This is a genomic window from Rathayibacter sp. VKM Ac-2754, from assembly GCF_009807095.1.
In the GTDB taxonomy this organism is placed as follows: Bacteria; Actinomycetota; Actinomycetes; order Actinomycetales; family Microbacteriaceae; genus Rathayibacter.
Genome location: NZ_WUCC01000001.1, coordinates 402662 through 425021, shown reverse-complemented (window position 1 = coordinate 425021; position 22360 = coordinate 402662). Strand labels below are relative to the sequence as shown.

Here is a 22360-nt window from a genome sequence, read left to right as displayed (position 1 = left end):
CGGTGGGGTTCCTCTACCTGCTGGCGCTCGCCGTCTCGATCACCGGGATGGTCGTGCTCGACAGGCGCCTGCGCCTGTTCTTCTGGGCCGACGCGCGGCGCGCGGCGATCGTGCTGCCGGTCGGCGTCGTCTTCTTCCTGATCTGGGATCTCGTCGGCATCGGTCTCGGCGTGTTCTTCCGCGGCGAGACGCCCTACATGACCGGCATCCAGCTCGCGCCGGAGCTGCCCATCGAGGAGGTCCTCTTCCTCACCCTGCTCTGCTACCTGAGCATGGACGTGCACGGGTTCCTCTCGAACCGCGCCGCCCGGCGACCGGAGGTGCGCGCATGACCTACCTCCTCCTCAACGCCGTCTTCCTCGCGGTCGTGCTGGTGGTCGTCGCGATCGCGTGGCGGCGCCTCCGCCCCGCCGCCGTGCTCGGCACGCTCGCCGTGCTGCTGGTGATGACCGCCGTGTTCGACAACGTGATGATCGGGGTGGGACTCCTGGTCGCCTACGACGACGAGCTGATCTCGGGCATCCGGATCGGAGTGGCCCCCATCGAGGACTTCGCCTACGCGATCGCCGCCGCGCTCCTGCTGCCCGCGCTCTGGACCCTCCTCCCCGCGCGTCGACGGAGCGCCTCGTGAAGCGGCTGCGCGCGCTGTTCGTCTCGAGCCGCCCGCTGAGCTGGGTCAACACGGCGTACCCGTTCGCGGCCGCCTACCTGCTGACCACGCGCGAGATCGACCTCGCCTTCGTGCTCGGCACGCTCTACTTCCTCATCCCGTACAATCTCGCGATGTACGGCATCAACGACGTCTTCGACTACGAGTCCGACCTCCGCAATCCTCGCAAGGGCGGAGTGGAGGGAGCGGTCCTCGACCGCGGCGAGCACCGCGCGACGCTGATCGCCGCGGTCGTGACGAACGTGCCGTTCCTCGTGGCCCTGGTCCTGCTCGGCTCGCCGGTGTCGTGGCTGGTGCTCGCGATCAGCGTCTTCGCGGTGATCGCCTACAGTGCTCCAGGGCTGCGGTTCAAGGAGCGCCCGTTCGTCGACTCGCTGACCTCGGCCACGCACTTCGTCAGCCCCGCCGTGTACGGCATCGCGCTGGCGGGCACGGTCGTGAACCCGCCGCTCGTGGCGCTGCTCGTCGCGTTCTTCCTCTGGGGGATCGCGAGCCACGCCTTCGGCGCGGTGCAGGACATCCTCGCGGACCGGGCGGGCGGTATCGCCTCCATCGCCACCGTCATCGGGGCGAGGGCGACCAGCCGCTTCGCGATCGCCGCGTACGTCGCGAGCGGGCTGCTCCTGCTCCTGCTGCCGTGGCCGGGCACCCTCGCCGCGATCCTCGCGGTGCCGTACGCAGTGAGCGTCTGGCCCTACCGCTCGCTCACCGACGCGGAGGCCGAGCGAGCGAACGCCGGCTGGAAGCGCTTCCTCGCGCTCAACTTCCTGACCGGCTTCCTGGTCACCCTGCTGCTGATCGTCTTCTGGCTCGCCACCTGACCCGGCAGGCGGGGGTGGGCTCCGGCGCCGACTTCCCCCATGCTGGTCGAGTAGCCCCGCAGGGGCGTATCGAGACCCACCAGCTTCAGGAGATGAGGCGCCTGACCGGGTCTTCTGATGGACGTGGATCTCGACACGCCCGCCTCCCCTCAGAAGAGGTGGTGCGGCGCGACGATCAGGACGATGACGACGGCGAGGCCCGCGAGCAGGGCGAGGACGAGGGCGGCGTAGCCGACGCGCTTCGCCAGGCGCCGGGCACGCGCGGCTCCCGAGGACTTGCGCTTCTTCTTGACGCGGATCGACGCGGGGCGGTCGGGGACGCTCGTGGGCCCCGCGGCGGGCGCGGTCGGCCACTCGGACGAGGGGCTCGTCGACGGCGCGTCGACGGCGGGCTCGGAGGTCCGGGTGTGCCGCTCCGGGCCCCGGGGTGCCCCGTCGCGCTCGTGCGTGTCCTGTCGCGCCATCGCGTGCTCCTCCATCCGGCCGGGGCCGATCGTGCTGTCGCCGCGGCGAGCGGCTCGGTCACTCTAGGGGAGGGCCGAGGCGTCGCGCTCGGTCGGCGCGGGAGTCGCGGAGGCGGTCGGCGGGCGCTTGACCGGGAGCAGCAGCACGAGCCCGACGGCGAGCACCAGGACCAGGCCGAGGATGCCCCAGTACTGCACGTTCGCCTCGTCGCCACCGGAGGCGACGGCGGCGATCGACACGAACGCCGCGAAGGCCGCGGGGGCCAGGAACGACGCGGCGCGTCCGGTGGTCGCGTAGAGGCCGAAGATCTCGCCCTCCCGCCCCTCGGGGATCAGGCGGGCCAGATAGCTGCGGCTCGCCGACTGGGCGGGGCCGACGAACAGGCAGAGCAGGAGTCCGAAGATCCAGAACACCGTCTGGCCGCCGTCGTGCAGCACGAACACCGCGGTCCCGCAGATCACCAGGCCCACCAGGGAGGCGACGATCACGGCCTTGGGCCCCACGCGGTCGTCGAGCGCACCGACCGAGATGGTCGCCACTCCGGCCACCAGGTTCGCCGCGATCGCGAAGAGGATCACCTCGCCCGGGCTGAAGCCGAAGGTGCCCTGGGCGAGGACTCCGCCGAAGGTGAACACTCCGGTCAGTCCGTCGCGGAACACCGCGCTGGCGATGAGGAAGGCGACCGTGCTGGGGCTCTCGTGCCAGAGCGCCCGGATCTGCCGGAAGAGCGCGCGATAGGAGGCGATGATGCCGACCCTGCTGGCTCCGGAGGCGGTGGCCGGCGTCTCGGGAACCGCCAGGAGCACCGGCAGGGCGAAGACGGCGAACCACACGCCCGCGAGCAGGATCGAGACCCGCACGTCGAGGCCGTCGTCGCCGGTGACGCCGAAGAGCCCCACCTCGGGCGAGATGAAGCCGAAGTAGACGATGAGGAGCAGGACGATGCCGCCCACGTACCCCATGCCCCAGCCGAAGCCCGAGACGCGGCCGATGCTCGCGCGCGTCGAGACCTGCGTCAGCATGGCGTTGTAGTTGACGCTCGCGAACTCGAAGAAGACGGTGCCGACGGCGAGCAGCAGCAGGCCGAGCCAGAGGAACGCGGGGTCGGGGCGCACGAAGAACATCAGCAGGATGCAGACGACGACCACGGCCGAGTGGATGCCGAGCCACAGCCTCCGCCGCCCGCCGAGATCGGCCCGTCGCCCGGTGATCGGCGCGATCAGCGCGACGACCAGTCCGGCTCCCGCGAGCGACCAGCCGAGTGCCGCGGAGACGCCGGTCGAGGTGCCGAAGAGCCCGTCGCTGGTCAGGTAGACCGTGAAGACGAAGGTGGTGACGACCGCGTTGAAGGCCGAGCCGCCCCAGTCCCAGAGAGCCCAGGCGACGACGGGCCAGCGACGGGTGCGGTCTGTCATGCGATCACCGTAGGGCGCCCGGGTGAACTGCGGGTACCGGGCGGCACCGCTCCCTGAGAGTTGAGCCGACTCCGCTCAAGTTCTGCGCCGTCGACTTGACTCGACGGAACAGCTGCGTAAACTTGAGCGTGCGGGGCTCAACTCCCACCGGGTCGATTCCGGCGGGGCCCGAGCCCGCAACAGTCTTCCCGCAGTCCCGCAGTCAACTGAACGGCCCGACGGCCGCTCGCGAAGGAGAAACACGCATATGTCCCGTGCCGTAGGCATCGACCTGGGAACCACCAACTCGGTCGTGGCCGTCCTCGAGGGTGGCGAGCCCACCGTCATCGCGAACGCCGAGGGCTTCCGCACCACCCCGTCCGTCGTCGCGTTCACCAAGGACGGCGAGGTGCTCGTCGGCGAGACCGCGAAGCGCCAGGCCGTCACCAACGTCGACCGCACCCTCGCGTCCGTCAAGCGCCACATGGGCACCGACTGGACCTTCGCGGTCGAGGACAAGAAGTACACCCCGCAGGAGATCTCGGCCCGCATCCTCGGCAAGCTCAAGCGCGACGCCGAGCAGTACCTGGGCGAGAAGGTGACCGACGCGGTCATCACCGTCCCGGCCTACTTCAACGACGCCGAGCGCCAGGCCACGAAGGACGCCGGCGAGATCGCCGGTCTGAACGTCCTCCGCATCATCAACGAGCCGACCGCCGCGGCGCTCGCCTACGGCCTCGACAAGGGCAAGGAGGACGAGCTCATCCTCGTCTTCGACCTCGGTGGCGGAACCTTCGACGTCTCCCTCCTCGAGGTGGGCAAGGACGACGACTTCTCGACCATCCAGGTCCGCTCGACCTCGGGCGACAACCGCCTCGGCGGCGACGACTGGGACCAGCGCGTCGTCGACTACCTGGTCAAGCGCTTCAAGGACTCGACTGGCGTCGACGTCTCGAAGGACAAGATCGCCCGTCAGCGCCTCAAGGAGGCCGCCGAGCAGGCCAAGAAGGAGCTCTCCTCGAGCACCTCGACGAGCATCCAGCTGCCCTACCTCTCGCTCACCGAGAACGGCCCCGCGAACCTCGACGAGACGCTCACCCGCGCCAAGTTCGAGGAGCTCACGAGCGACCTGATCGAGCGCACCCGCAAGCCGTTCACCGACGTCATCGCCGAGGCCGGAGTCAAGGTCGACGACATCGCGCACGTCGTGCTCGTCGGCGGCTCGACCCGCATGCCGGCCGTGGCCGAGCTCGTCAAGAAGCTCACCGGCGGCAAGGAGCCCAACAAGGGCGTCAACCCGGACGAGGTCGTCGCCGTCGGCGCCGCGCTCCAGGCCGGTGTCCTCAAGGGCGAGCGCAAGGACGTCCTGCTCATCGACGTCACGCCGCTCTCGCTCGGCATCGAGACCAAGGGAGGGATCATGACCAAGCTCATCGAGCGCAACACCGCGATCCCGACCAAGCGCTCCGAGACCTTCACCACGGCCGACGACAACCAGCCGTCCGTCGCGATCCAGGTGTTCCAGGGCGAGCGCGAGTTCACCCGCGACAACAAGAACCTCGGAACCTTCGAGCTGACCGGCATCGCGCCCGCCCCCCGCGGGATCCCGCAGGTCGAGGTCACCTTCGACATCGACGCCAACGGCATCGTGCACGTGTCCGCGAAGGACAAGGGCACCGGCAAGGAGCAGTCGATGACGATCACCGGCGGCTCGTCGCTGCCGAAGGACGACATCGAGCGCATGGTCCGCGAGGCCGAGGAGCACGCGGCCGAGGACAAGGCCCGCCGCGAGGCGGCCGAGATCCGCAACAACGCCGAGACCCTCGCCTACTCGATCGACAAGCTGATCAAGGAGAACGAGGACAAGCTGCCGGAGGACGTGAAGACCGAGGTGCAGGGCGACGTCGACGCGCTGAAGACCGCGCTCGCCGGCGACGACGACGCGGCCGTCAAGACCGCGTTCGACGCGCTGAACGCCTCGCAGACCAAGATCGGCCAGGCCATCTACTCGCAGCAGTCGGCCGACCAGGCCGCCCCTCAGGACGCCCCGGCCGAGGACGAGAAGAAGGACGACGAGGACATCGTCGACGCCGAGGTCATCGACGACGACGAGCCGAAGGACACGAAGTAACGATGGGCAAGCACAACCTGCCGCACGACGAGGGCACACCCGAGGAGCCCACCGAGGGCACCGGACCCGCCGACGGGACCGAGGCGGCCGCCGCCGCCCAGGACTCCGAGGGACTGATCGAGGCCGAGGGGCCCGACGTCGAGACCAGCCTCTCCGACGCCGACCTCTCGTTCCTCTCGGGACAGTCCGACGCCGAGACGCTCGCAGCGGAGCACCTCGCCGACCTCCAGCGGGTGACCGCGGAGTACGCGAACTACCGCAAGCGCACGGAGTCGAACCGCCAGGTCGAGAAGGAGCGGGCCATCGGCGACGCGGTGAAGGTCATACTGCCCGTGCTCGACGACCTCGATCGCGCCGAGAAGCACGGCGACCTGGCCGAGGGCGGGCCGTTCACCGCCATCGCGCAGAAGCTGCGCGGCGGGATGGAGAAGCTCGGGCTCGTGAAGACCGGCGCCGTGGGGGATCTGTTCGACCCGAACATCCACGAGGCGATCTTCCAGCAGCCCACTCCCGGCGCCGAGACCTCCACGGTCGCCGACGTCGTCGAGTCGGGCTACTACCTCGGAGGCTCGCTGCTGCGGGCCGCCCGGGTGGTCGTGGCCGTCCCCGCCGACTGACCCACCTCCGCACCACCGCGAGGGACCCCGCCCGCCAGGCACTGCAGGGCGGCCGGGGTCCCTCGCACCACACGACACAGGAAGAGGCGCATGGCCAGCCAGGATTGGTTCGACAAGGACTTCTACAAGGTCCTCGGCGTGCCCAAGGACGTGTCCGAGGCGGATCTGAAGAAGACCTACCGCAAGCTCGCCCGGCAGTTCCACCCCGACTCCAACCCCGGGGACGCCAAGGCGGAGGCGCGGTTCAAGGAGATCAGCGAGGCGTACACCGTCCTCTCCGACACCGAGCAGCGCAAGGAGTACGACCAGATCCGCGCGATGGGCGGCGGCGCCCGCTTCACCGCGGCCGGCGGCCAGCCCGGCGGCTTCGACGATGTCTTCGGCAACGTGTTCAACCAGGCCGGCGGTCGGTCCACCTACAGCACCCAGCAGGGCCCGCCCGCGGGCTTCGAGGACATCCTCGGCGGCATGTTCGGCAACGCCGGCGGCGGCCGCTTCGGCCAGCCGAGCGGCGGGTTCCGCGGCTTCGGCGGCCCGCAGAAGGGCGCCGACGTCACGGCCAGCACCACCATCGACTTCCGCACCGCCACGCGCGGCGACACCGTGCAGCTCCAGACCGGGGAGGGCCGCGCGCTCTCGGTGCGCATCCCCGCCGGAGTGGCCGACCAGCAGAAGATCCGCGTGCGCGGCAAGGGCCGCCCGAGCCCCGACGGTGGCGAGCCCGGCGATCTCGTGCTGACCGTCGCCGTGCGCAAGCACCCGGTCTTCGAGCGCGACGGACTGAACCTCCGCGTGAACGTGCCCGTCACCTTCGTCGAGGCCGTCTTCGGTGCGACGATCGAGGTGCCCACCCTCGGCGGCGACCCCGTGAAGCTCCGGGTGGCCCCCGGCACGCCGAGCGGCCGAGTGCTGCGCGTGAAGGGCCGCGGAGTCGCGACGGGCAAGGGCACCGGTGATCTGCTCGCGGTGATCCAGGTCGCCGTCCCCGACCACCTCTCCGCCGCCGCCAGGGACGCCCTCGAGGCGTTCGCGGCCGCCGAGCCGGGGGAGAACCCGCGCGAGGACATCCTGGAGAAGGCCCGCTACTAGGGTCCGACCCGCCAGCAGGGTCCGATCCGCCGACGAGAGGCTGGGACGTGGACGAGAACACCCCGGTCTTCGCGATCGCGGTCGCCGCCGACCTCGCGGGGATGCATCCGCAGACCCTCCGGCAGTACGACCGGCTGGGCCTCGTGCGCCCGACGCGGACGGCCGGCAAGTCGCGCCGCTACTCGATGCGCGACGTCGTGCAGCTGAGGGAGGTCGCGCGACTGTCGTCCGAGGGCGTGTCCCTCGAGGGCATCGCGCGCATCCTGCAGCTCGAGAACCAGGTGCAGGCGCTCTCGCAGCGGGTGCGCGAGCTCGAGGGCGCGCTCGCCGACGAGCTCCTCAACCGGCCCGGCCGCCGCGTGTTCGCCGCGGGCCTCGAGGGCGACGTGGTCACCCTGCGCCACGGGACCCGCGCGCAGCGCCGCACCGAGGTCGTCGTCTGGCGGCCCCTCCCTCGATCGCACGACAGCGACACCGACTCCCCATGAGGGGGGTACGCTGACCTGACGTCCGGCAGAGCAGCCGCGGCGTCCGCTCCGTCCGCCACGGTGCGGCGAGACGGAGGAGGCCCCGTGAACGACGAGCGCAGTGCGAACGAGCACGACGACGACCGGGCCGCCGACGACGAGAGGGCACCGGAGAAGCGCGCGCCCGTCGTCCCCGACAACGGCTACACCCGCGAGGAATACGCCATCCACGCCACGCGCAGCGAGCTCCCGCTCTTCTCCGACGCTCTCTCCGGCCGTCGCGACGACGCCGAGTGGCTGTCGTCGCTCAAGGGAGTCCTCGGCGGAGGCAAGCCGGACGCCGCCGCCTCCGCCGCGGAGTCCGCGATCGAGCGGCGTCGGCGCCCGGCGGACGATGCCGGAGCCGCCGACGACGCCTGAATCCCGCGCGGTCAGTCGCGCGCGTGCGACTCGACCAGCACGCCGCCGACGCGCCCGCCGGACACCCGGCTGAGGAACTCCGTGCCGAACGGCACCGCGCCGAGCAGGGTCCGCGCACGCACGCGCTCCTCGTCGGAGTAGCCGAGCACGATGTACAGGCCCACGACCGCGATCGCGGCGATCGTCGCGACGCGCGCCGGGATCTGGTCGACGACTCCGCCGCCCCCGTCGGCCGGCTCGGCCAGGGTGACGCACATCAGGAAGATGGTCGCGTAGACCGCGAGGTGCCGGTGGGCGCTCTGCCAGGGGCGCGAGAGCGCGGCGATCGGCAGGATCCACAGCGCGTACCAGGGGTGGATCGCGGTCGACGCCGTGACGAACGCCAGCAGTGCTCCGGTCAGCCGGGCCAGCGGATCGATCGCGCGCTTCGAGAGCAGGAGCGCGGCCGCGACACCGGCCGCGACGGCGAGGGCGAGCACCTTCACCAGGGTGATGGCCGCTCCGGGATCGTGTCCGGTCAGCTCGACGGCGCTCGACACGACGACCGTGACGAACGACATCGGCGCGTACCAGTGCAGGATCGATCCGGGCACGACCATCGCCACGACCCAGCCGACGCCGACGCCCGCCGCCAGGCCGATCGCGACGACCAGCGCGAGCGCGCCGGCGCCGGTCCACGCCCAGAGCCGCACCCGCTCGCGCAGCGTCGCGTCGTGACGGAGCCAGAGCAGCGCGAGCACGGGCAGGGCGATGACGGCGACGGGCTTGACCGCGATCGCGGCGCCCATCAGCAGCACGGCCGCCACGCGGCGATCGGTGTGGCCGTAGTAGAGCGACGCGAGGATCAGGGCGAGCATCACGGAGTCGTTGTGGCCGGCGACGACGAAGAGCACCAGGGTCAGCGGGTTCGCCACGATCGTCCACGCGGTCAGCGAGGTCGAGAGGCCGCGGAGCCGCGCGAGGCGGATCGCGTAGACGGCCAGCACCGCGACTCCGGCGACCGAGAGCGCCCGCAGCATGGCGATGGACAGCTCCGGCGAGGTCCAGCCGGCCAGCTGCACGGCCGTCTTCTCGGCCAGCAGGTACAGCGGGCCGTACGGGGTCGGCGTGTCGGCCCAGAGCGGATCGACGCCGAGCGCGAACCAGCCGGGGAGGGTCGCGACTCCGTGCGTGTAGGGGTCGACGCCCTGGGTCATCAGGCGGCCCTGCGCCACGTACGAGAACATGTCGCGGCTGAACAGCGGAACGGCGACGAGCAGCGGTGCCGCCCAGGCGAGGGCGGCGACGAGGATCGCGCGGAGCGAGCCGGGGCGCCCGTCGAGCGCGACCGAGCGCAGCCGGAGCCACGCGACGAGCAGGAGCACTCCGCCGCCGACCACCGCGATCGCGCTGAGCTCGGTGAGCCAGCCCGTCGCGCGCATGGTCGAGATCAAGGGCCAGTCGCGGAGCGATGAGTCGCGCGGGAGGAAGCCGACCCCGAGCGATCCGACCAGGATCGCGGTCGAGGCGAGCGTCCCCATCGCGAGCGGAGCGACGTGGCCGGCTCGGAGGAGCGACCAGCGCGAGCGCCGCGAGGCAGCTGCTCCCGAGGGGCCGACCCCGTGGAGTCGTTCCGTCGTCCCCCGAGATGCCGCCATTGTCCACACGCTAGGCGAGCGCTCTCCGAATCCGGTGGACGGGCGGTGAACGCCCGACCACGAGGCTCTCAGGAAGTGGTCGGCTGCGGTGCGGGCTCGGCGAAGCGGAGCTGATTGCCGAAGGGATCGATCAGGTCGAGCGCGTAGCCGAACGCCGATCTCGTGATGCGGGGATTCAGGTACGGGTACGCCTTCGCGTCGAGCTCGGCGTGCAGCTCGCGGACTCCGCGGAGGGCCAGGTGCACCGCGGCTCCGGGGCTGCCGTCGCGGTGGTGCTCGCTGAGGTGCAGCCGGAGCCCCGAGCGCGACACCTGCAGGTAGAGCGGCGAGTCGCGGCTCGCGCGGTGCTCCCAGTCGACCGCGAAGCCGAGGTAGTCGACGTAGAACTCGCCCGCCTTGGCGACCGAGAAGATGCGCAGGATCGGCACCGCCGCCTCCATCCGCACCGGCTCGAGCCCCCGGGCGTCGTCGCTCCCCGTCCTGTCCCTGGCGCGTCGTCTGGTCTCCACGGCACGAGGGTATCCGGCCTCGGAGGTCGCCGCCGCCGACGGCGTCAGTCGACGAGGTCGAGGGCGCGGAGCCTCTCCAGCGTCGCGACGCCGGCGGGCGGGCAGCGGTGGGCGTCGGCCGTGCCGATCCAGTGCAGGGAGTCGATCTCGCCGGTCGGGCGCGGTTCGTCGGCCAGCTCGGCGGCGAACACCGTCATGTGGACCTCGCGTCCCTCCGGCTCACCGTGCGCCTGCTCCCGAACCGTGAAGAGCTCGTGGAGGCGGGTCGGTGACGAGCCCAGCTCCTCCTCGGCCTCGCGCGCGGCCGCCTCGACGCCGCTCTCGCCCGGGTCGACCTTGCCGCCCGGAAGGTAGACCACCTCGCGCCCGCGTGCGACGACCATGAGGACCCTCCGGTCGCGGATCACGGCGACGGCGGAGACGAGGAGGGGCGGGAGGCTGCTCATCCCGCCATCATGCCCGCGGCTACCATGGTCGGACACCAGAAGGACGCGCGCAGCCGGCGTGCGCCAGGGCCCCGTGCGCCCGAACAGCTGAGGAGCTCCCCGTGGCAGAACCCACCACCACCCTCGACAAGGTCATCACCCTCGCGCAGCACCGGGGGTTCGTCTTCCCCTCGGGAGAGATCTACGGCGGCACCCGCTCCGCCTGGGACTACGGGCCGCTCGGCGTCGAGCTCAAGGAGAACATCAAGCGCCAGTGGTGGAAGGCGTTCGTGCAGGGCCGCGGCGACGTGGTCGGCCTCGACTCCGCCGTGATCCTCCCGACCGCGATCTGGAGCGCCTCCGGCCACGTCGGCGTCTTCTCGGACCCGCTGACCGAGTCGCTGATCACGCACAAGCGCTACCGCGCCGACCACCTCTTCGAGAAGTACGAGGAGGACAACGGGCACCCGCCCGTGAACGGCCTCGCCGACATCCCCGACCCGGAGCACCCCGACAAGGTCGGCCAGTGGACCGAGATCAAGCAGTTCTCGGGGCTGATGAAGACCTACCTCGGCGTCGTCGACGACGAGTCGGGACTGCACTACCTGCGGCCCGAGACCGCGCAGGGCATCTTCACCAACTTCGCGAACGTGCTGCAGAGCGCCCGGAAGAAGCCGCCGTTCGGCATCGGCCAGATCGGCAAGGCGTTCCGCAACGAGATCACGCCCGGCAACTTCATCTTCCGCACCCGCGAGTTCGAGCAGATGGAGCTCGAGTTCTTCGTCGAGCCCGGCACGGACGAGGAGTGGCAGGAGACCTGGATGAAGCTCGCCTGGGACTGGTTCATCGACCTCGGGATCAAGGCGGACAACATCCGCCAGTTCGAGCACCCGAAGGACAAGCTCTCCCACTACTCCAAGCGCACCGTCGACATCGAGTACCGCTTCAGCTTCGCCTCGGGCGAGTGGGGCGAGCTGATGGGAGTCGCGAACCGCACCGACTTCGACCTCAAGACGCACATCGAGCACTCGGGCAAGGACCTGTCGTTCTTCGACCAGAACAAGAACGAGCGCTACGTGCCGTTCGTGATCGAGCCGTCCTTCGGCCTGACGCGCGCGCTGATGGCGTTCCTCGTCGACGCCTACGAGGAGCAGGAGCTGCCGCCGAACGCCAAGGGCAAGGTCGAGACGCGCACGGTGCTGCACCTCGACCCGCGGCTCGCGCCGGTGAAGGTCGCCGTGCTGCCGCTCTCGCGCAACGAGGCGCTGTCGCCGCTCGCCCGCGAGGTGGCCGACCGGCTCAGGAAGCTCTGGAACGTCGACTTCGACGACTCCGGCGCGATCGGCCGCCGCTACCGCCGCCAGGACGAGATCGGCACGCCTTTCTGCGTGACCGTCGACTTCGACTCCCTCGAGGACGACGCCGTCACGGTCCGCGACCGCGACACCATGAAGCAGGAGCGCATCCCGCTCGCCGACCTCGAGTCGCACCTCTTCACGGGCCTGCGCGGCGCGTAGCGCGCGGGCGCCTGTCGGCCGACTGCCGGCAGGGCCCACCCGGGCTGGTCGAGCAGCTCCGGAGGGGCCCACCGTGCTGGTCGAGCAGCTCCGGAGGGGCCCCACCATGCTGGTCGAGTAGCTCCGGAGGGGCCCCACCATGCTGGTCGAGTAGCCCCGCAGGGGCGTATCGAGACCCATCAGCGTCAGCAGGTCAGGCCGATGATCCGGTCTTCTGACGCTGGTGGATCTCGATACGCCCGCTGCGCGGGCTACTCGATCAGCGAGGACCGGGCCACGGGATCTGCGAAGACCGGGCTGCGGGCTCGATCAGCGAGGAGGGTGCGCTCTGCGACTGCGCGAGGCAGCACGGCCTCCGGTCGGCACCAGCGCGTCACACCGCGCCGCGCTCGCGCTCCAGCAGGGCGTAGACGAGGGTCGAGGTCCACTCGCCCTTGCAGTGCTCGTCGTCGACGTGGTGCGCCTCGAGGCGCATACCGAGTCGCTCGCAGAGGCGGGCCGAGGCGGTGTTGCGCGCATCGAGCTGCGCCACGACGCGGTGCGCGTCGAGCCGGTCGAACGCCAGCGCGAGGAGCGCTCGGGCGCCCTCGGTCGCGTAGCCGATGCCCTGCGCCTCCGGGAGCAGCACCCAGCCGATCTCGACGGTCGCCTGCGGGGCGGAGGCGGCGATCAGCGTGAGGTCGCCGACGACGTGCCCCGCGAGCGGCCCGTCGGTAGGCACCATCGCCAGAACGACGACGTCGCCGTCGGCCGCGAGGCGGTCGGAGGGGAGTCGCACTCGCAGGTGCTCTCGCGACTCCTCCGGCGTCCTCACCGGCCAGCGGAGGTGGCGCACCGCCTCCGGATCGCCCTGGTAGCGCGCGTGGTCGTCGGCGTCGTCGAGACGGAGCGGACGCAGCAGCAGCCGTTCGGTGCGGATCGGCTCGGCCTCGTACGGGAGCCGGAGCGCCGGGCTCACGCGGTGGCGGCCGTGCCGTCGACGGGCCGCGCCGCGACGGGCTCGGCCGGCACCGCGATGCCGAAGAGCGCCTCGAGCCCGGTGAGGTACGCCTCCTGCTCGCCGTTGCGGGCGTAGTCGCGCGCCCGCACGCTCGGGGTGTGCAGCAGCACGCCGGCGAGGTGGCGGAGGGCCTGCTCGGTGCGTCCGTCGTCGTCGCCGCGGGAGCGGGCGCGCTCGATCTCGGCGTCGAGGGCGTCGAAGACGTGGGCTCGGAGGGCGACGACCGCGGGGGTCAGGCTCTTCTCGTCGGCGACGTCGGAGAACTTGCGGACGGCCTTGTCGACCAGCGCGCGCGCCTGGGTGGAGGCGTCGAGCACCTCGAGCGGCGCGTGCAGGCTGATCGTCTCGAGATCGAGCAGTTCGACCCCCGAGAGGCCGGTGACGTCGCCGGCGACGTTGCGGGGGAGCCCGAGGTCGATCACGAGCTGACGCTCGCGGAAGGCGGTGAGCCGGCGCCCCTCGGCGAGGAGCGCGGCGTCGAGCACCGGCTCCTGCGTGGTGGTGCAGGTGATCAAGACGTCGGCGGCGACGGCCTCGGCGGCGAACGACGCCCCGTCGATCGCGCGGAGCGCACGGCGGGCGGCGAAGCCCTCGGCGCGGCCGGAGGGGGAGTGGACGGCGATCTCGACGACTCCGCGATCGCGCAGCGCGGCGACGGTCGCGCGGGCGTAGCTGCCGGTGCCCACCAGCAGCACGCGGGCGGCGCGCCAGTCGGTGATGCGGCTGGAGGCGAGGTCGAGGGCGAGGCGGACGATCGAGCGTCCGGCGCTGCCGAGCCCGGTGCGGTTCTTGATCCCGCGCGAGGTCTGCGACGCCCGCTGGAACAGGCGCTCGAGCTCGGACGACGTGGTGCCGAGGCGGCGCGCCTCCTCGAGCGAGCGGCGCACCTGGCCGGCGATCTCGCCCTCGCCGACGACGACCGACTCGAGCCCGCTCGACACGGCGAAGAGGTGCTCGGCGACCCGGTCGCCCGAGACGACGTCGACGCTCGTGCGGAGGTGCTCCTGGTCGACACCGGTCGCCGCGCTCACCGCTGCGGTGGCGGCCTCGACGGCCACGGCCTGCGCAGCGGTCAGCGGCTCGTCGATGTCGAGATAGGCCTCGAAGCGGTTGCAGGTCGCGACGACGACGGCCCCCGAGACGAAGTCGATGCCGTCCGCCAGAGCGGACGCCACGACGGAGGAGTCGACGGAGAGCTTCTCGAGGAGATCGAAGCTGGCGTTCTTGTGCGACGCCGTCAGACACAGAAGCACCCGAGCAGTCTACGCGCGCTCTCCGAGGCCCCGCCCCGGAACGGGGGAACAATGCACGGATGCGCCTGGAATAATGCCGCGGTGACCTCCCCCACCACCGGCCTGCTCGATCCGTCGCACCCGCTCGCCTCCGGGCGCACCGCGGACTCCTCCCTCGTCAGGGCCTACCGCTCCGACCGGCCGGAGTCGACCCCCGTCTGGTTCATGCGCCAGGCCGGCCGGAGCCTGCCCGAGTACCGGGCGCTGCGCACGGACACGCAGATGCTCGACGCCTGCCTCGATCCCGCGCTCGCCAGCGAGATCACGCTGCAGCCGGTCCGCCGGCACGAGGTCGACGCCGCCATCTTCTTCAGCGACATCGTCATCCCGCTGCGACTCGCGGGCGTCGGTGTCGACATCGTGCCCGGCCGGGGCCCCGTGCTCGAGAAGCCGGTGCGCACCTCCGCCGACGTCGACGAGCTGTGCGCGATCGACCCCGCCGTGCTCGACGAGACCCTCGAGCCGATCCGGGAGGGTGTGCGCCGGACGGTCGCCGGACTCGGCGACACTCCGCTGATCGGCTTCGCCGGCGCCCCGTTCACCCTCGCGGCGTACCTCGTCGAGGGCGGACCGTCGAAGGACCACATCCGCGCCCGCACCCTGATGCACGCCGACCCCGAGGCGTGGTCGCGCCTGATGGAGTGGACCGCCGAGGTCACCGGCCGCTTCCTCCGCTCGCAGGTGCTCGCCGGCGCCAGCGCCGCCCAGCTCTTCGACTCGTGGGCGGGTGCGCTGTCGCTCGCCGACTACACGGCCCACGTGGCCCCCGCCTCCGCCCGGGCGCTGACGCACGTGCGCGACCTCGCCTTCGATCACGGCGGGGCGGGCGAGGAGGCGACGCGCCGCAATGTGCCGATCGTGCACTTCGGGGTCGGGACGGGCGAGCTCCTCGGCGCGATGCACGGCATCGGCGTCGACGTGGTGGGCGTCGACTACCGGATCCCGCTCGACGAGGCGAACCACCGGCTCGGCGGCTTCGTCCCGGTGCAGGGGAACGTCGATCCGGCCCTGCTCTCGGCCCCGTGGAAGGTGCTCGCGGCGCACGTCGACGACGTGCTCCGCCGCGGGCTCACCGCACCGGCCCACGTCCTCAACCTCGGCCACGGCGTGCCGCCCGAGACCGACCCCGACGTGCTGACGCGCCTCGTCGCGCACGTGCACGCCTGGCGGCCGTGACCGAGGAGCGGACGGGCGAGCCCACCGCCGCCTACGACGTCGCCGTCGTCGGCGGGGGAGTGGCGGGCCTCGCCGCCGCCGCGCACTGCCTCCGCATCGGCCTGCGCGTGGTCGTGCTGGAGGCGGGCGAGCGGGTCGGCGGCTCCCTCGCCCCGCTCGAGCTCTCGGGAGTCGTGCTCGACGCCGGCGCCGAGAGCTTCGCCACCCGGGGTGGCCACGTCGAGGCCGCACTCGCCTCGCTCGAGGTCGACGGCCGCCCGCTGTCGGAGTCGGTCGTCGAGCCGAGCACGGGCGGCTCCTGGCTGCACCTCTCGGGCGGCCGCACCGTCCCATCGCCGCGCGCCGGCCTGCTCGGGATCCCCGGAACGCCGCTCGCCTCGGACGTGGTCCGCGCGATCGGACGCCGCGGCGCTGCCCGGGCCTGGCTCGACACGCTGATGCCGGTGCTGCGCATCGGGCGCGCGCACTCCCTCGCCGAGCTCGTCCGCACCCGGATGGGCGTGCGCGTGCTCGAGGACCTGGTGGCCCCGGTCGTGTCGGGCGTCTACTCCTCCCGTCCCGAGGACATCGACGTCGACCTCGCCGCGCCCGGTCTGAACGGGGCGATCACGCGACGCGGGTCGCTGGCCGGCGCCGTCGCCTCCCTCCGCGCGAACCTCCCGGCCGGTGTCGCGGTCCGCGGGATCGACGGGGGGATGCACCGCCTCGTCGACGCGCTCGTCGAGCGGATCGACTACCTCTCGGGCGAGATCAGCACCGGAGTCGCCGTGTCGGCGCTCGAACGCGACGGCGACGCCTTCCGCCTGTCGCTCGGCGACGGGACCCTGTCGGCCCGTGCCGTGATCGTCTCGACGCCCGAGCGCGACGCCCGCGCCCTGCTCGCCGGGCTGGTGCCCGCTGTCGCCGATGCCGACGAGCGCACCGACGGCGACTCCGTCGAACTCGTGACCCTCGTCGTCGACGACGCGCGTCTGGACGCGGCCCCGCGCGGCTCCGGAGTGCTCGTCGCGCCGACCGCCGGCGACGTGACCGCCAAGGCCCTCACGCACGCGACCGCGAAGTGGGAGTGGCTCGCCCGCTCGCTGCCCGCCGGTCGGCACGTGCTCCGCCTCTCCTACGGCAGGCCGGGCGAGCGCCCGCCGCTCGAGGGGGCGAGCGATGCGGAGGCGGCGGCCGTCGCGCTCCGGGACGCGTCCGTCCTCCTCGGGATCGCGCTCGACCCGGCCTCGCTCGTCGACTCCGCGCGGGTGCGCTGGGCGAACGTCCGCCCGGCCGCCGCCCTGGGGCGCCGTGAGCACCTGGAGGCGTTCCGCGAGGCCCTCGCCCCGGTCGAGGGAGTCGTGGTCACCGGCACCTGGCTCGCCGGGACCGGGCTCGCCTCGGTGCTTCCGCACGCGACCGAGGCGGCCGCTCTTATCCGCCGCCGGTTGGCGCGTCAAGGCGTCGGCATTCCGCGCGAAGGATATGACGGCGACGACTACTCTGGGTCGCAGGCATCCGCGTGAGTGCGGTGTGCCCCGACACGAGTGGTCATCGACCGCGTAGGCGAGCCGCACGAGCGGCTCAGGACGAGGAGTAGGCGTGAAGGGCAAGATTCTTTTCGTGGCAGGAGCCGCAGCCGGGTACGTGCTGGGAGCACGGGCCGGTCGCAAGCGGTACGAGCAGATCGCCGCGGCGGCGAACCGGTTCTGGCAGACGCAGCCGGTCCAGGACGTGGCCGGCGCGGTCGGCGGAGCGGCGAAGACGCAGCTCAGCACCGTCTCGGACAAGGCCTACGAGGTCGTCCGCTCGGTGGTCGTCAAGGCCGTCTCCGGCGGCAAGAAGAGCCAGGGCGCGAGCGACGCCGAGGCGACCGCCGCCGCCCGCAAGGCCGCGGCCAAGGTCGACGAGGCCGCTGCCGCTGCAGGCACCTCGCCGTCGCCCTCCTCCAGCAAGGCCTAGTCCGCATCCCTTCGGCCCTGCTCGGCTCCGCGCCGGCACGTCCCACCCTCGAGGAGCTCCCGTGGTGAACGAACGCAATCCGAAGAACGCCCGGTCACTGGGCGAGCTGGTCGGCGACCTCCCCGGTCTCGTGATCGAGCTCGTCAAGGCCGAGGTTGCCTCGCTGAAGAACGAGCTGACGGGCAAGGCGAAGAGCGCCGGCGTCGCCGTCGCCCTCTTCGCCGTGGCGGCGTTCTTCCTGATCACCGCGTGGGCGACGCTCGTCGCGTTCGCGATCATCGGCATCGCCTCCTGGCTGCCCGCCTGGCTGTCGGCGCTGATCGTCACCGTGTTCTTCCTGCTGGTGGCCGTGGTCCTCCTCCTGATCGGCGTCAAGTCGATCAAGAAGGCCGTGCCGCCGGTGCCGCAGGAGTCGATCGAGAGCATCAAGAAGGACGTGCAGGCGTTCAAGGGAGTCGGGAACTATGACAACTGACCGCGCAGTCTCGACCACCACCCCCCGCTTCGTCGACCCCGCAGAGCTCAAGCCCGGCCAGCTGAAGGCCGACATCGAGCGCGCCCGCGCCGAGCTCGCTGCGACGCTCGACGCCATCGAGTACAAGGTCAACGTGCCGCGCAAGTTCCGCAACGCCCAGCGGACCATCGAGCGCAAGGTCCAGGTCGTGCGCCGGCAGAACCCCTCGGCGCTGATCGCCGGTGCCGTGGGCGCCGCGGCCGCCGTCGGCCTCGTCGCCTGGGGCGTCGTCCGCGCGATCACCGAGGACTGAGCGGTTCCTATCGCTAGCGCCCCGGGGCCCGTGGCGCCAGAGCCTCCGCCGCTTTTGTGCATCGGCACGGGCGGAGGGATGATGGAGCAATGACCGATCAGACCGCCGACTCGGCGGGTCCCGTTCAGTCCGCCCCCGACACGAGCGCCGCCGCTCCGGCGACGCAGCCCCCCGCCGATCAGGCTCCCGCCGATCAGGCCCTGGGATACACGCTCTGGGCGGTTCTCCGCAGGGATCCCGCACGTCCGTTCACCCTCTCCGACGAGGCCGTCGCGCCCGCCGTGGAGCAGTACGAGCACACCGTCGCCCGGCTCGCCGGTGAGGGCGTCACCGTCCGGGGCACGTACGACGTCTCCGCCCTGCGCGCCGACGCCGACCTCATGCTCTGGCTCACCGGATCCGAGCCCGAAGAGCTGCAGCGCGCCTACCGCGAGCTGCGCCGCACCGAGCTGCTCGTCGGCCTGCTGCCGACCTGGAACGCGATGGGCGTGCATCGCGACGCCGAGTTCAGCTCGAACCACCTGCCCGCCTACATGCGCGGCAAGGCGCCCGCCCGCTGGCTCACGGTCTACCCGTTCGTCCGCTCCTACGAGTGGTACATCCTCCCCGAGGAGGAGCGCCGCGCGATGCTCGCCCAGCACGGCCGTCAGGGCTCGCGCTTCCGCTCCGTGCTCACCAACACCGTCGCCTCGTTCTCGCTGGGCGACTACGAGTGGATCCTCGCTCTCGAGGACGAGGAGCTCGTCAACCTCGTCGACCTCATGCGCGACCTGCGTGCGACGGACGCGCGCATGCACGTGCGCGAAGAGGTCCCGTTCTACACGGGTCGGCGCATCGACGCCGACCAGATCGCAGAGGTGCTCCGATGAGCGACACGACCCCCGACTCCCCGCAGATCCTCGTCCGCGGGGCGACCCCCGGCGCCGCCTCGGGACCCGAGCACGTGACGGAGCCCTTCGCCTACGACGCGATCCTCCTGGCCGGCTTCGGCGGACCGGAGGGGCAGGACGACGTCATCCCCTTCCTCCGCAACGTCACCCGCGGCCGCGGGATCCCCGAGGAGCGCCTCGAGGAGGTCGCGCACCACTACCGCCACTTCGGCGGTGTGAGCCCGATCAACGCGCAGAACCGCGCGCTGAAGGCGGCCCTCGAGGCCGAACTCGCGAACCGCGGGATCGACCTGCCCGTGATCTGGGGCAACCGCAACTGGGAGCCCTACATGAAGGACGCGGTCGCCGAGGCGAAGGAGCGCGGCTTCTCGAACCTCATCGCGATCGCGACCAGCGCCTACTCCTCCTTCTCGTCCTGCCGCCAGTACCGCGAGGACTACGCCGCGGCGCTGGACGCCACCGGCCTGGAGGGCGAGCTGCGGATCGACAAGGTGCGCCAGTTCTTCGACCACCCGGGCTTCGTCATGCCGTTCGTGAAGGCGCTGCACGACGGTCTCGAGGAGCTGCAGGGGCGCCTCCCGGGTCTCGACCTCGCCACCGAGGTGGAGGTGCTGTTCTCGACGCACTCGATCCCGATGGCCGACGCCGAGCGCAGCGGACCGCACGAGCGTCACGAGGACGGGACCGTCGTCGACGTGCACGGCTTCGGCGCCGGCGGAGCCTACGAGGCCCAGCACCTCGCGGTCGCCGAGGTCGTCATGGCCGCGGCCACGACCGCCGACATCCCGTGGCAGCTGGTCTACCAGTCGCGCTCGGGGCCGCCCACGCAGCCCTGGCTCGAGCCCGACATCAACGACGCGATCGCCGAGCTGCCCGCTCGGGGCCGCAAGGCCGTCGTCATCGTGCCGCTCGGCTTCGTCTCGGACCACATGGAGGTCATGTGGGACCTCGACAACGAGGCCCTCGAGACGTCGGAGGAGAACGGGCTGGTCGCGATCCGCGTCGCGACTCCGGGAACCGACCCGGCCTACGTGGCCGGGCTCGTCGACCTCGTGATGGAGCGCGTCAACGGCACTCCGGTCGAGGACCGTCCGTCGTTGACCGCCCTCGGCCCCTGGTACGACGTCTGCCGACCGGGCTGCTGCGAGAACGTCCGGGCCGGGTTCAAGCCCGCCCTGGCCGGAGTCGCCCCGTGACCCGCGGCACCGCTTCGTGAGCATCCGCGTCGGCACCCGCGCGAGCGCTCTCGCAGTGGCGCAGACCCGGATGACGGCCGACCTGATGGCCGCCGCGGCGGGCGTCCCCGTCGAGCTGGTGCGCATCGAGTCGGACGGCGACCGCATGCGCGGCTCCCTCGCCTCCCTGGGCGGGACGGGCGTGTTCGTCAGCGCCCTGCGCGATGCGCTGCTCGCCGGCCGCTGCGACGCCATCGTGCACTCGCTGAAGGATCTGCCGACCGCTCCGGTCGAGGGGCTCCTGCTCGGCGCCGTTCCCGAGCGCGAGGATCCGCGCGACGCCCTGTGCGCGCGCGACGGCCGCACCCTCTTGACGCTGCCGGCCGGCGCCCGCGTGGGCACCGGCTCGCCCCGTCGCCGCGCCGCCCTGCTCGCCGCCCGACCCGACCTCGAGGTCGTCGACATCCGCGGCAACATCGACACGCGCCTGCGCCGGGTGACCTACGAGAGCGACGCTCCGCTGGACGCGATCGTCCTGGCGGTCTCGGGCCTTCGCCGACTCGGGCGCACCGAGGCGATCACCGAGCTGCTCGACTTCGACGTCTCGCCGCACGCACCCGGGCAGGGTGCGCTGGCGATCGAGGTGCGCGACGAGGAGCCGACGGACGAGCTGCGGGCCGCCCTCTCGGCGGTCGAGCACGTCGGGACGCGGGCGGCCATCACGGCCGAGCGCGCCCTGCTGTCCGTGCTCGAAGCGGGCTGCGCTGCGCCGATCGGAGCGAGCGCGACCGTCCGCGACGACGAGGTGGCGCTGACGGCCGTCGTCTTCGCGACCGACGGATCCGCGTCCCTCGCACGGGAGGTCGCGGAGCCGATCGATAACGGTTCGGTCGGCAGAGGTCGACATCGTGCGGATTCGCAGTATGGTGGTCGCGAACTGCCCGTCGTCGAAGCCGCGTTCCGCTGCGGCTCCGTGCTCGCTGACGCGCTTCTCGGTGCCGGTGCCGCCGACCTCGCACCCCTGGGAGCCCCTTCGTGATCGTCCCCGCCGCCTACTCCCAGTGGGAGAAGCCGCTGCAGGGGTGGCGCGTCCTCGTCCCCCGTGGAGGCCCCTGGGGTGATGGAGTCGCCGCCGCGCTCCGCGCCAAGGGTGCGTCTCCGGTGGTCGCGCCGATGATCAACTTCGCGCCGACCGACGACTATCCGGCGCTCGAGCGAGCGCTGGCCGACCTCCAGGCGGGTGCCTTCGACTGGATGACCGTCACGAGCGCCACCACGGTCGACGTGCTCTCCCTCCTGCGCACGACCGTGCCTGCGACCACGAACGTCGCCGCGGTCGGCGAGACGACCGCCGCCGCGCTCGTCGCCGCCGGCTACGCGGTCGACCTGGTCCCCTCCGAGGACAACTCCGCCCGCGGCCTGCTCGCCGAGTGGGCGGAGGCGACCGGCGGCCGCCACCCGCTGCGGATCCTCACGCTGCGCTCCGAGATCGCGAAGCCGCTCCTGACGGAGGGTCTCAAGCGCATCGGCCACGACGTGCGCTCGGTGGTCGCGTACCGCACCGTCGGCGTCCCGGTCGAGGACCGCGTCGTGGCCGACGTCGCGAGCGGTGCCGTGCACGCCATCCTCGTCACCTCGGGGAGCGTCGCCGAGCAGGTGCAGCGTCAGCTCGGCCCCGTCCCCGAGACGACGCTCGTCGCCGCCATCGGTCCGCAGACCGCGAAGGACGCGCGGGCCTCGGGCCTCCGCGTCGACGTCGTCGCCGACGAGCGCTCGGCGTCGTCGCTGATCGACGCGGTCGCCCGCGTCGCCTCGGAGCGCGCGAACCGCTGAGCCCGTCGGCTCGCTGAATCCGCTTCGGCTCGTGGAATCCGGTCCGGCTCGCTGGATCCGACGATTCCGGCGCGCCGAAAACCGATTCTGCGAGCCGAAGATGCTGCCGAGGGGCCGTCCAGAC

The 22360-nt window shown here is 72.0% G+C and carries 25 protein-coding genes; 18 read left to right on the top strand and 7 right to left on the bottom strand.

From position 1 onward, the window contains the following. Nucleotides 1-2: 2 nt before the first annotated feature. The 3 genes from GRS92_RS02120 to GRS92_RS02110 are packed head-to-tail and all read left to right on the top strand — an operon-like array spanning nt 3 to nt 1491. Complete coding sequence (locus GRS92_RS02120) at nt 3-332, top strand: lycopene cyclase domain-containing protein (RefSeq protein ID WP_159852851.1); 330 nt, start codon at nt 3-5, stop codon at nt 330-332. Continuing rightward, complete coding sequence (locus tag GRS92_RS02115) at nt 329-631, top strand: lycopene cyclase domain-containing protein (RefSeq protein WP_159852849.1); 303 nt, start codon at nt 329-331, stop codon at nt 629-631. Before GRS92_RS02120 ends, GRS92_RS02115 begins: the two co-directional genes overlap by 4 nt. After that, nucleotides 628-1491 (top strand): prenyltransferase, encoded by an 864-nt coding sequence (locus GRS92_RS02110; RefSeq protein WP_159852847.1) that lies wholly within the window; start codon nt 628-630, stop codon nt 1489-1491. Before GRS92_RS02115 ends, GRS92_RS02110 begins: the two co-directional genes overlap by 4 nt. A 149-nt stretch (nt 1492-1640) precedes the next feature. On the opposite strand, the gene GRS92_RS02105 is transcribed toward GRS92_RS02110, so the two are convergent. Then, nucleotides 1641-1955, bottom strand: a complete 315-nt coding sequence (locus tag GRS92_RS02105) for a hypothetical protein (protein ID WP_159852845.1) — start codon at nt 1953-1955, stop codon at nt 1641-1643. Between the two features lie 63 nt (nt 1956-2018). Further along, entirely contained in the window at nt 2019-3371 is a 1353-nt protein-coding gene (locus GRS92_RS02100) for an MFS transporter (protein WP_159852843.1), read from the bottom strand. Nucleotides 3372-3618: 247 nt separating this feature from the next. Here GRS92_RS02100 and dnaK point away from each other — a divergent pair, with 247 nt between their 5' ends. The 5 genes from dnaK (at nt 3619) to GRS92_RS02075 (ending at nt 8074) form a co-directional block, all read left to right on the top strand. Beyond that, nucleotides 3619-5481, top strand: coding sequence for a molecular chaperone DnaK (gene dnaK / locus GRS92_RS02095; protein ID WP_159852841.1), 1863 nt, complete (start codon nt 3619-3621; stop codon nt 5479-5481). A 2-nt stretch (nt 5482-5483) separates the two neighbouring features. Next, nucleotides 5484-6098: a nucleotide exchange factor GrpE gene (locus GRS92_RS02090; RefSeq protein ID WP_159852839.1), complete on the top strand. Its 615-nt coding sequence runs from the start codon at nt 5484-5486 to the stop codon at nt 6096-6098. Between the two features lie 90 nt (nt 6099-6188). Continuing rightward, nucleotides 6189-7187 carry a DnaJ C-terminal domain-containing protein gene (locus tag GRS92_RS02085; RefSeq protein WP_159852837.1) on the top strand — a complete coding sequence of 333 codons (999 nt, stop codon included), beginning with the start codon at nt 6189-6191 and terminating at the stop codon, nt 7185-7187. Between the two features lie 47 nt (nt 7188-7234). Further along, nucleotides 7235-7675, top strand: a complete 441-nt coding sequence (locus GRS92_RS02080) for a heat shock protein transcriptional repressor HspR (protein ID WP_159852835.1) — start codon at nt 7235-7237, stop codon at nt 7673-7675. A gap of 84 nt (nt 7676-7759) precedes the next feature. Beyond that, nucleotides 7760-8074 carry a hypothetical protein gene (locus tag GRS92_RS02075; protein WP_159852833.1) on the top strand — a complete coding sequence of 105 codons (315 nt, stop codon included), beginning with the start codon at nt 7760-7762 and terminating at the stop codon, nt 8072-8074. Between the two features lie 11 nt (nt 8075-8085). Here the strand turns inward: GRS92_RS02075 and mptB are convergent, their stop codons facing one another. The 3 genes from mptB to GRS92_RS02060 all read right to left on the bottom strand — a co-directional run bounded on the left by mptB (nt 8086) and on the right by GRS92_RS02060 (nt 10666). Beyond that, nucleotides 8086-9711, bottom strand: a complete 1626-nt coding sequence (mptB, locus tag GRS92_RS02070; protein WP_159852831.1) for a polyprenol phosphomannose-dependent alpha 1,6 mannosyltransferase MptB — start codon at nt 9709-9711, stop codon at nt 8086-8088. Between the two features lie 68 nt (nt 9712-9779). Further along, complete coding sequence (locus GRS92_RS02065; protein ID WP_204162107.1) at nt 9780-10220, bottom strand: glyoxalase superfamily protein; 441 nt, start codon at nt 10218-10220, stop codon at nt 9780-9782. Nucleotides 10221-10264: 44 nt separating this feature from the next. Further along, nucleotides 10265-10666 (bottom strand): NUDIX domain-containing protein, encoded by a 402-nt coding sequence (locus GRS92_RS02060; RefSeq protein ID WP_159852828.1) that lies wholly within the window; start codon nt 10664-10666, stop codon nt 10265-10267. A 101-nt stretch (nt 10667-10767) separates the two neighbouring features. Between GRS92_RS02060 and GRS92_RS02055 the strand changes: the two genes are divergently transcribed. Then, entirely contained in the window at nt 10768-12162 is a 1395-nt protein-coding gene (locus tag GRS92_RS02055; RefSeq protein WP_159852826.1) for a glycine--tRNA ligase, read from the top strand. A gap of 373 nt (nt 12163-12535) precedes the next feature. Here the strand turns inward: GRS92_RS02055 and GRS92_RS02050 are convergent, their stop codons facing one another. Together GRS92_RS02050 and GRS92_RS02045 are read right to left on the bottom strand one after the other, a co-directional pair. Further along, nucleotides 12536-13120, bottom strand: a complete 585-nt coding sequence (locus GRS92_RS02050) for a GNAT family N-acetyltransferase (RefSeq protein ID WP_204162341.1) — start codon at nt 13118-13120, stop codon at nt 12536-12538. Beyond that, a complete protein-coding gene (locus GRS92_RS02045) occupies nt 13117-14415 on the bottom strand; it encodes a glutamyl-tRNA reductase (protein ID WP_159852824.1) in 1299 nt (432 codons plus the stop codon). Before GRS92_RS02045 ends, GRS92_RS02050 begins: the two co-directional genes overlap by 4 nt. Before the next feature lie 51 nt (nt 14416-14466). On the opposite strand from GRS92_RS02045, the gene hemE reads away from it, so the two are divergent. The 9 genes from hemE (at nt 14467) to GRS92_RS02000 (ending at nt 22236) form a co-directional block, all read left to right on the top strand. After that, on the top strand, nt 14467-15630 hold the full coding sequence (hemE, locus tag GRS92_RS02040) for a uroporphyrinogen decarboxylase (protein ID WP_159852822.1): 1164 nt from the start codon (nt 14467-14469) through the stop codon (nt 15628-15630). Beyond that, nucleotides 15627-17135, top strand: coding sequence for a protoporphyrinogen/coproporphyrinogen oxidase (locus GRS92_RS02035; protein WP_268817130.1), 1509 nt, complete (start codon nt 15627-15629; stop codon nt 17133-17135). Before hemE ends, GRS92_RS02035 begins: the two co-directional genes overlap by 4 nt. 97 nt (nt 17136-17232) lie before the next feature. Then, nucleotides 17233-17571 (top strand): hypothetical protein, encoded by a 339-nt coding sequence (locus tag GRS92_RS02030; protein WP_159852820.1) that lies wholly within the window; start codon nt 17233-17235, stop codon nt 17569-17571. A 61-nt stretch (nt 17572-17632) separates the two neighbouring features. Then, nucleotides 17633-18046, top strand: a complete 414-nt coding sequence (locus GRS92_RS02025; RefSeq protein WP_159852818.1) for a phage holin family protein — start codon at nt 17633-17635, stop codon at nt 18044-18046. Further along, nucleotides 18036-18338, top strand: a complete 303-nt coding sequence (locus GRS92_RS02020) for a DUF3618 domain-containing protein (protein WP_159852816.1) — start codon at nt 18036-18038, stop codon at nt 18336-18338. The genes GRS92_RS02025 and GRS92_RS02020 overlap by 11 nt, the downstream gene beginning before the upstream one ends. Nucleotides 18339-18427: 89 nt before the next feature. Then, a complete protein-coding gene (gene hemQ, locus GRS92_RS02015) occupies nt 18428-19207 on the top strand; it encodes a hydrogen peroxide-dependent heme synthase (RefSeq protein ID WP_159852814.1) in 780 nt (259 codons plus the stop codon). After that, nucleotides 19204-20424, top strand: a complete 1221-nt coding sequence (locus GRS92_RS02010; RefSeq protein ID WP_159852812.1) for a ferrochelatase — start codon at nt 19204-19206, stop codon at nt 20422-20424. The genes hemQ and GRS92_RS02010 overlap by 4 nt, the downstream gene beginning before the upstream one ends. Before the next feature lie 16 nt (nt 20425-20440). Beyond that, nucleotides 20441-21442 carry a hydroxymethylbilane synthase gene (hemC, locus tag GRS92_RS02005; protein ID WP_159852810.1) on the top strand — a complete coding sequence of 334 codons (1002 nt, stop codon included), beginning with the start codon at nt 20441-20443 and terminating at the stop codon, nt 21440-21442. Further along, the gene (locus tag GRS92_RS02000) at nt 21442-22236 is read left to right on the top strand and encodes a uroporphyrinogen-III synthase (RefSeq protein ID WP_159853274.1); all 795 of its coding nucleotides are present in this window, start codon (nt 21442-21444) and stop codon (nt 22234-22236) included. The genes hemC and GRS92_RS02000 overlap by 1 nt, the downstream gene beginning before the upstream one ends. The last annotated feature ends 124 nt before the right edge of the window (nt 22237-22360 follow it).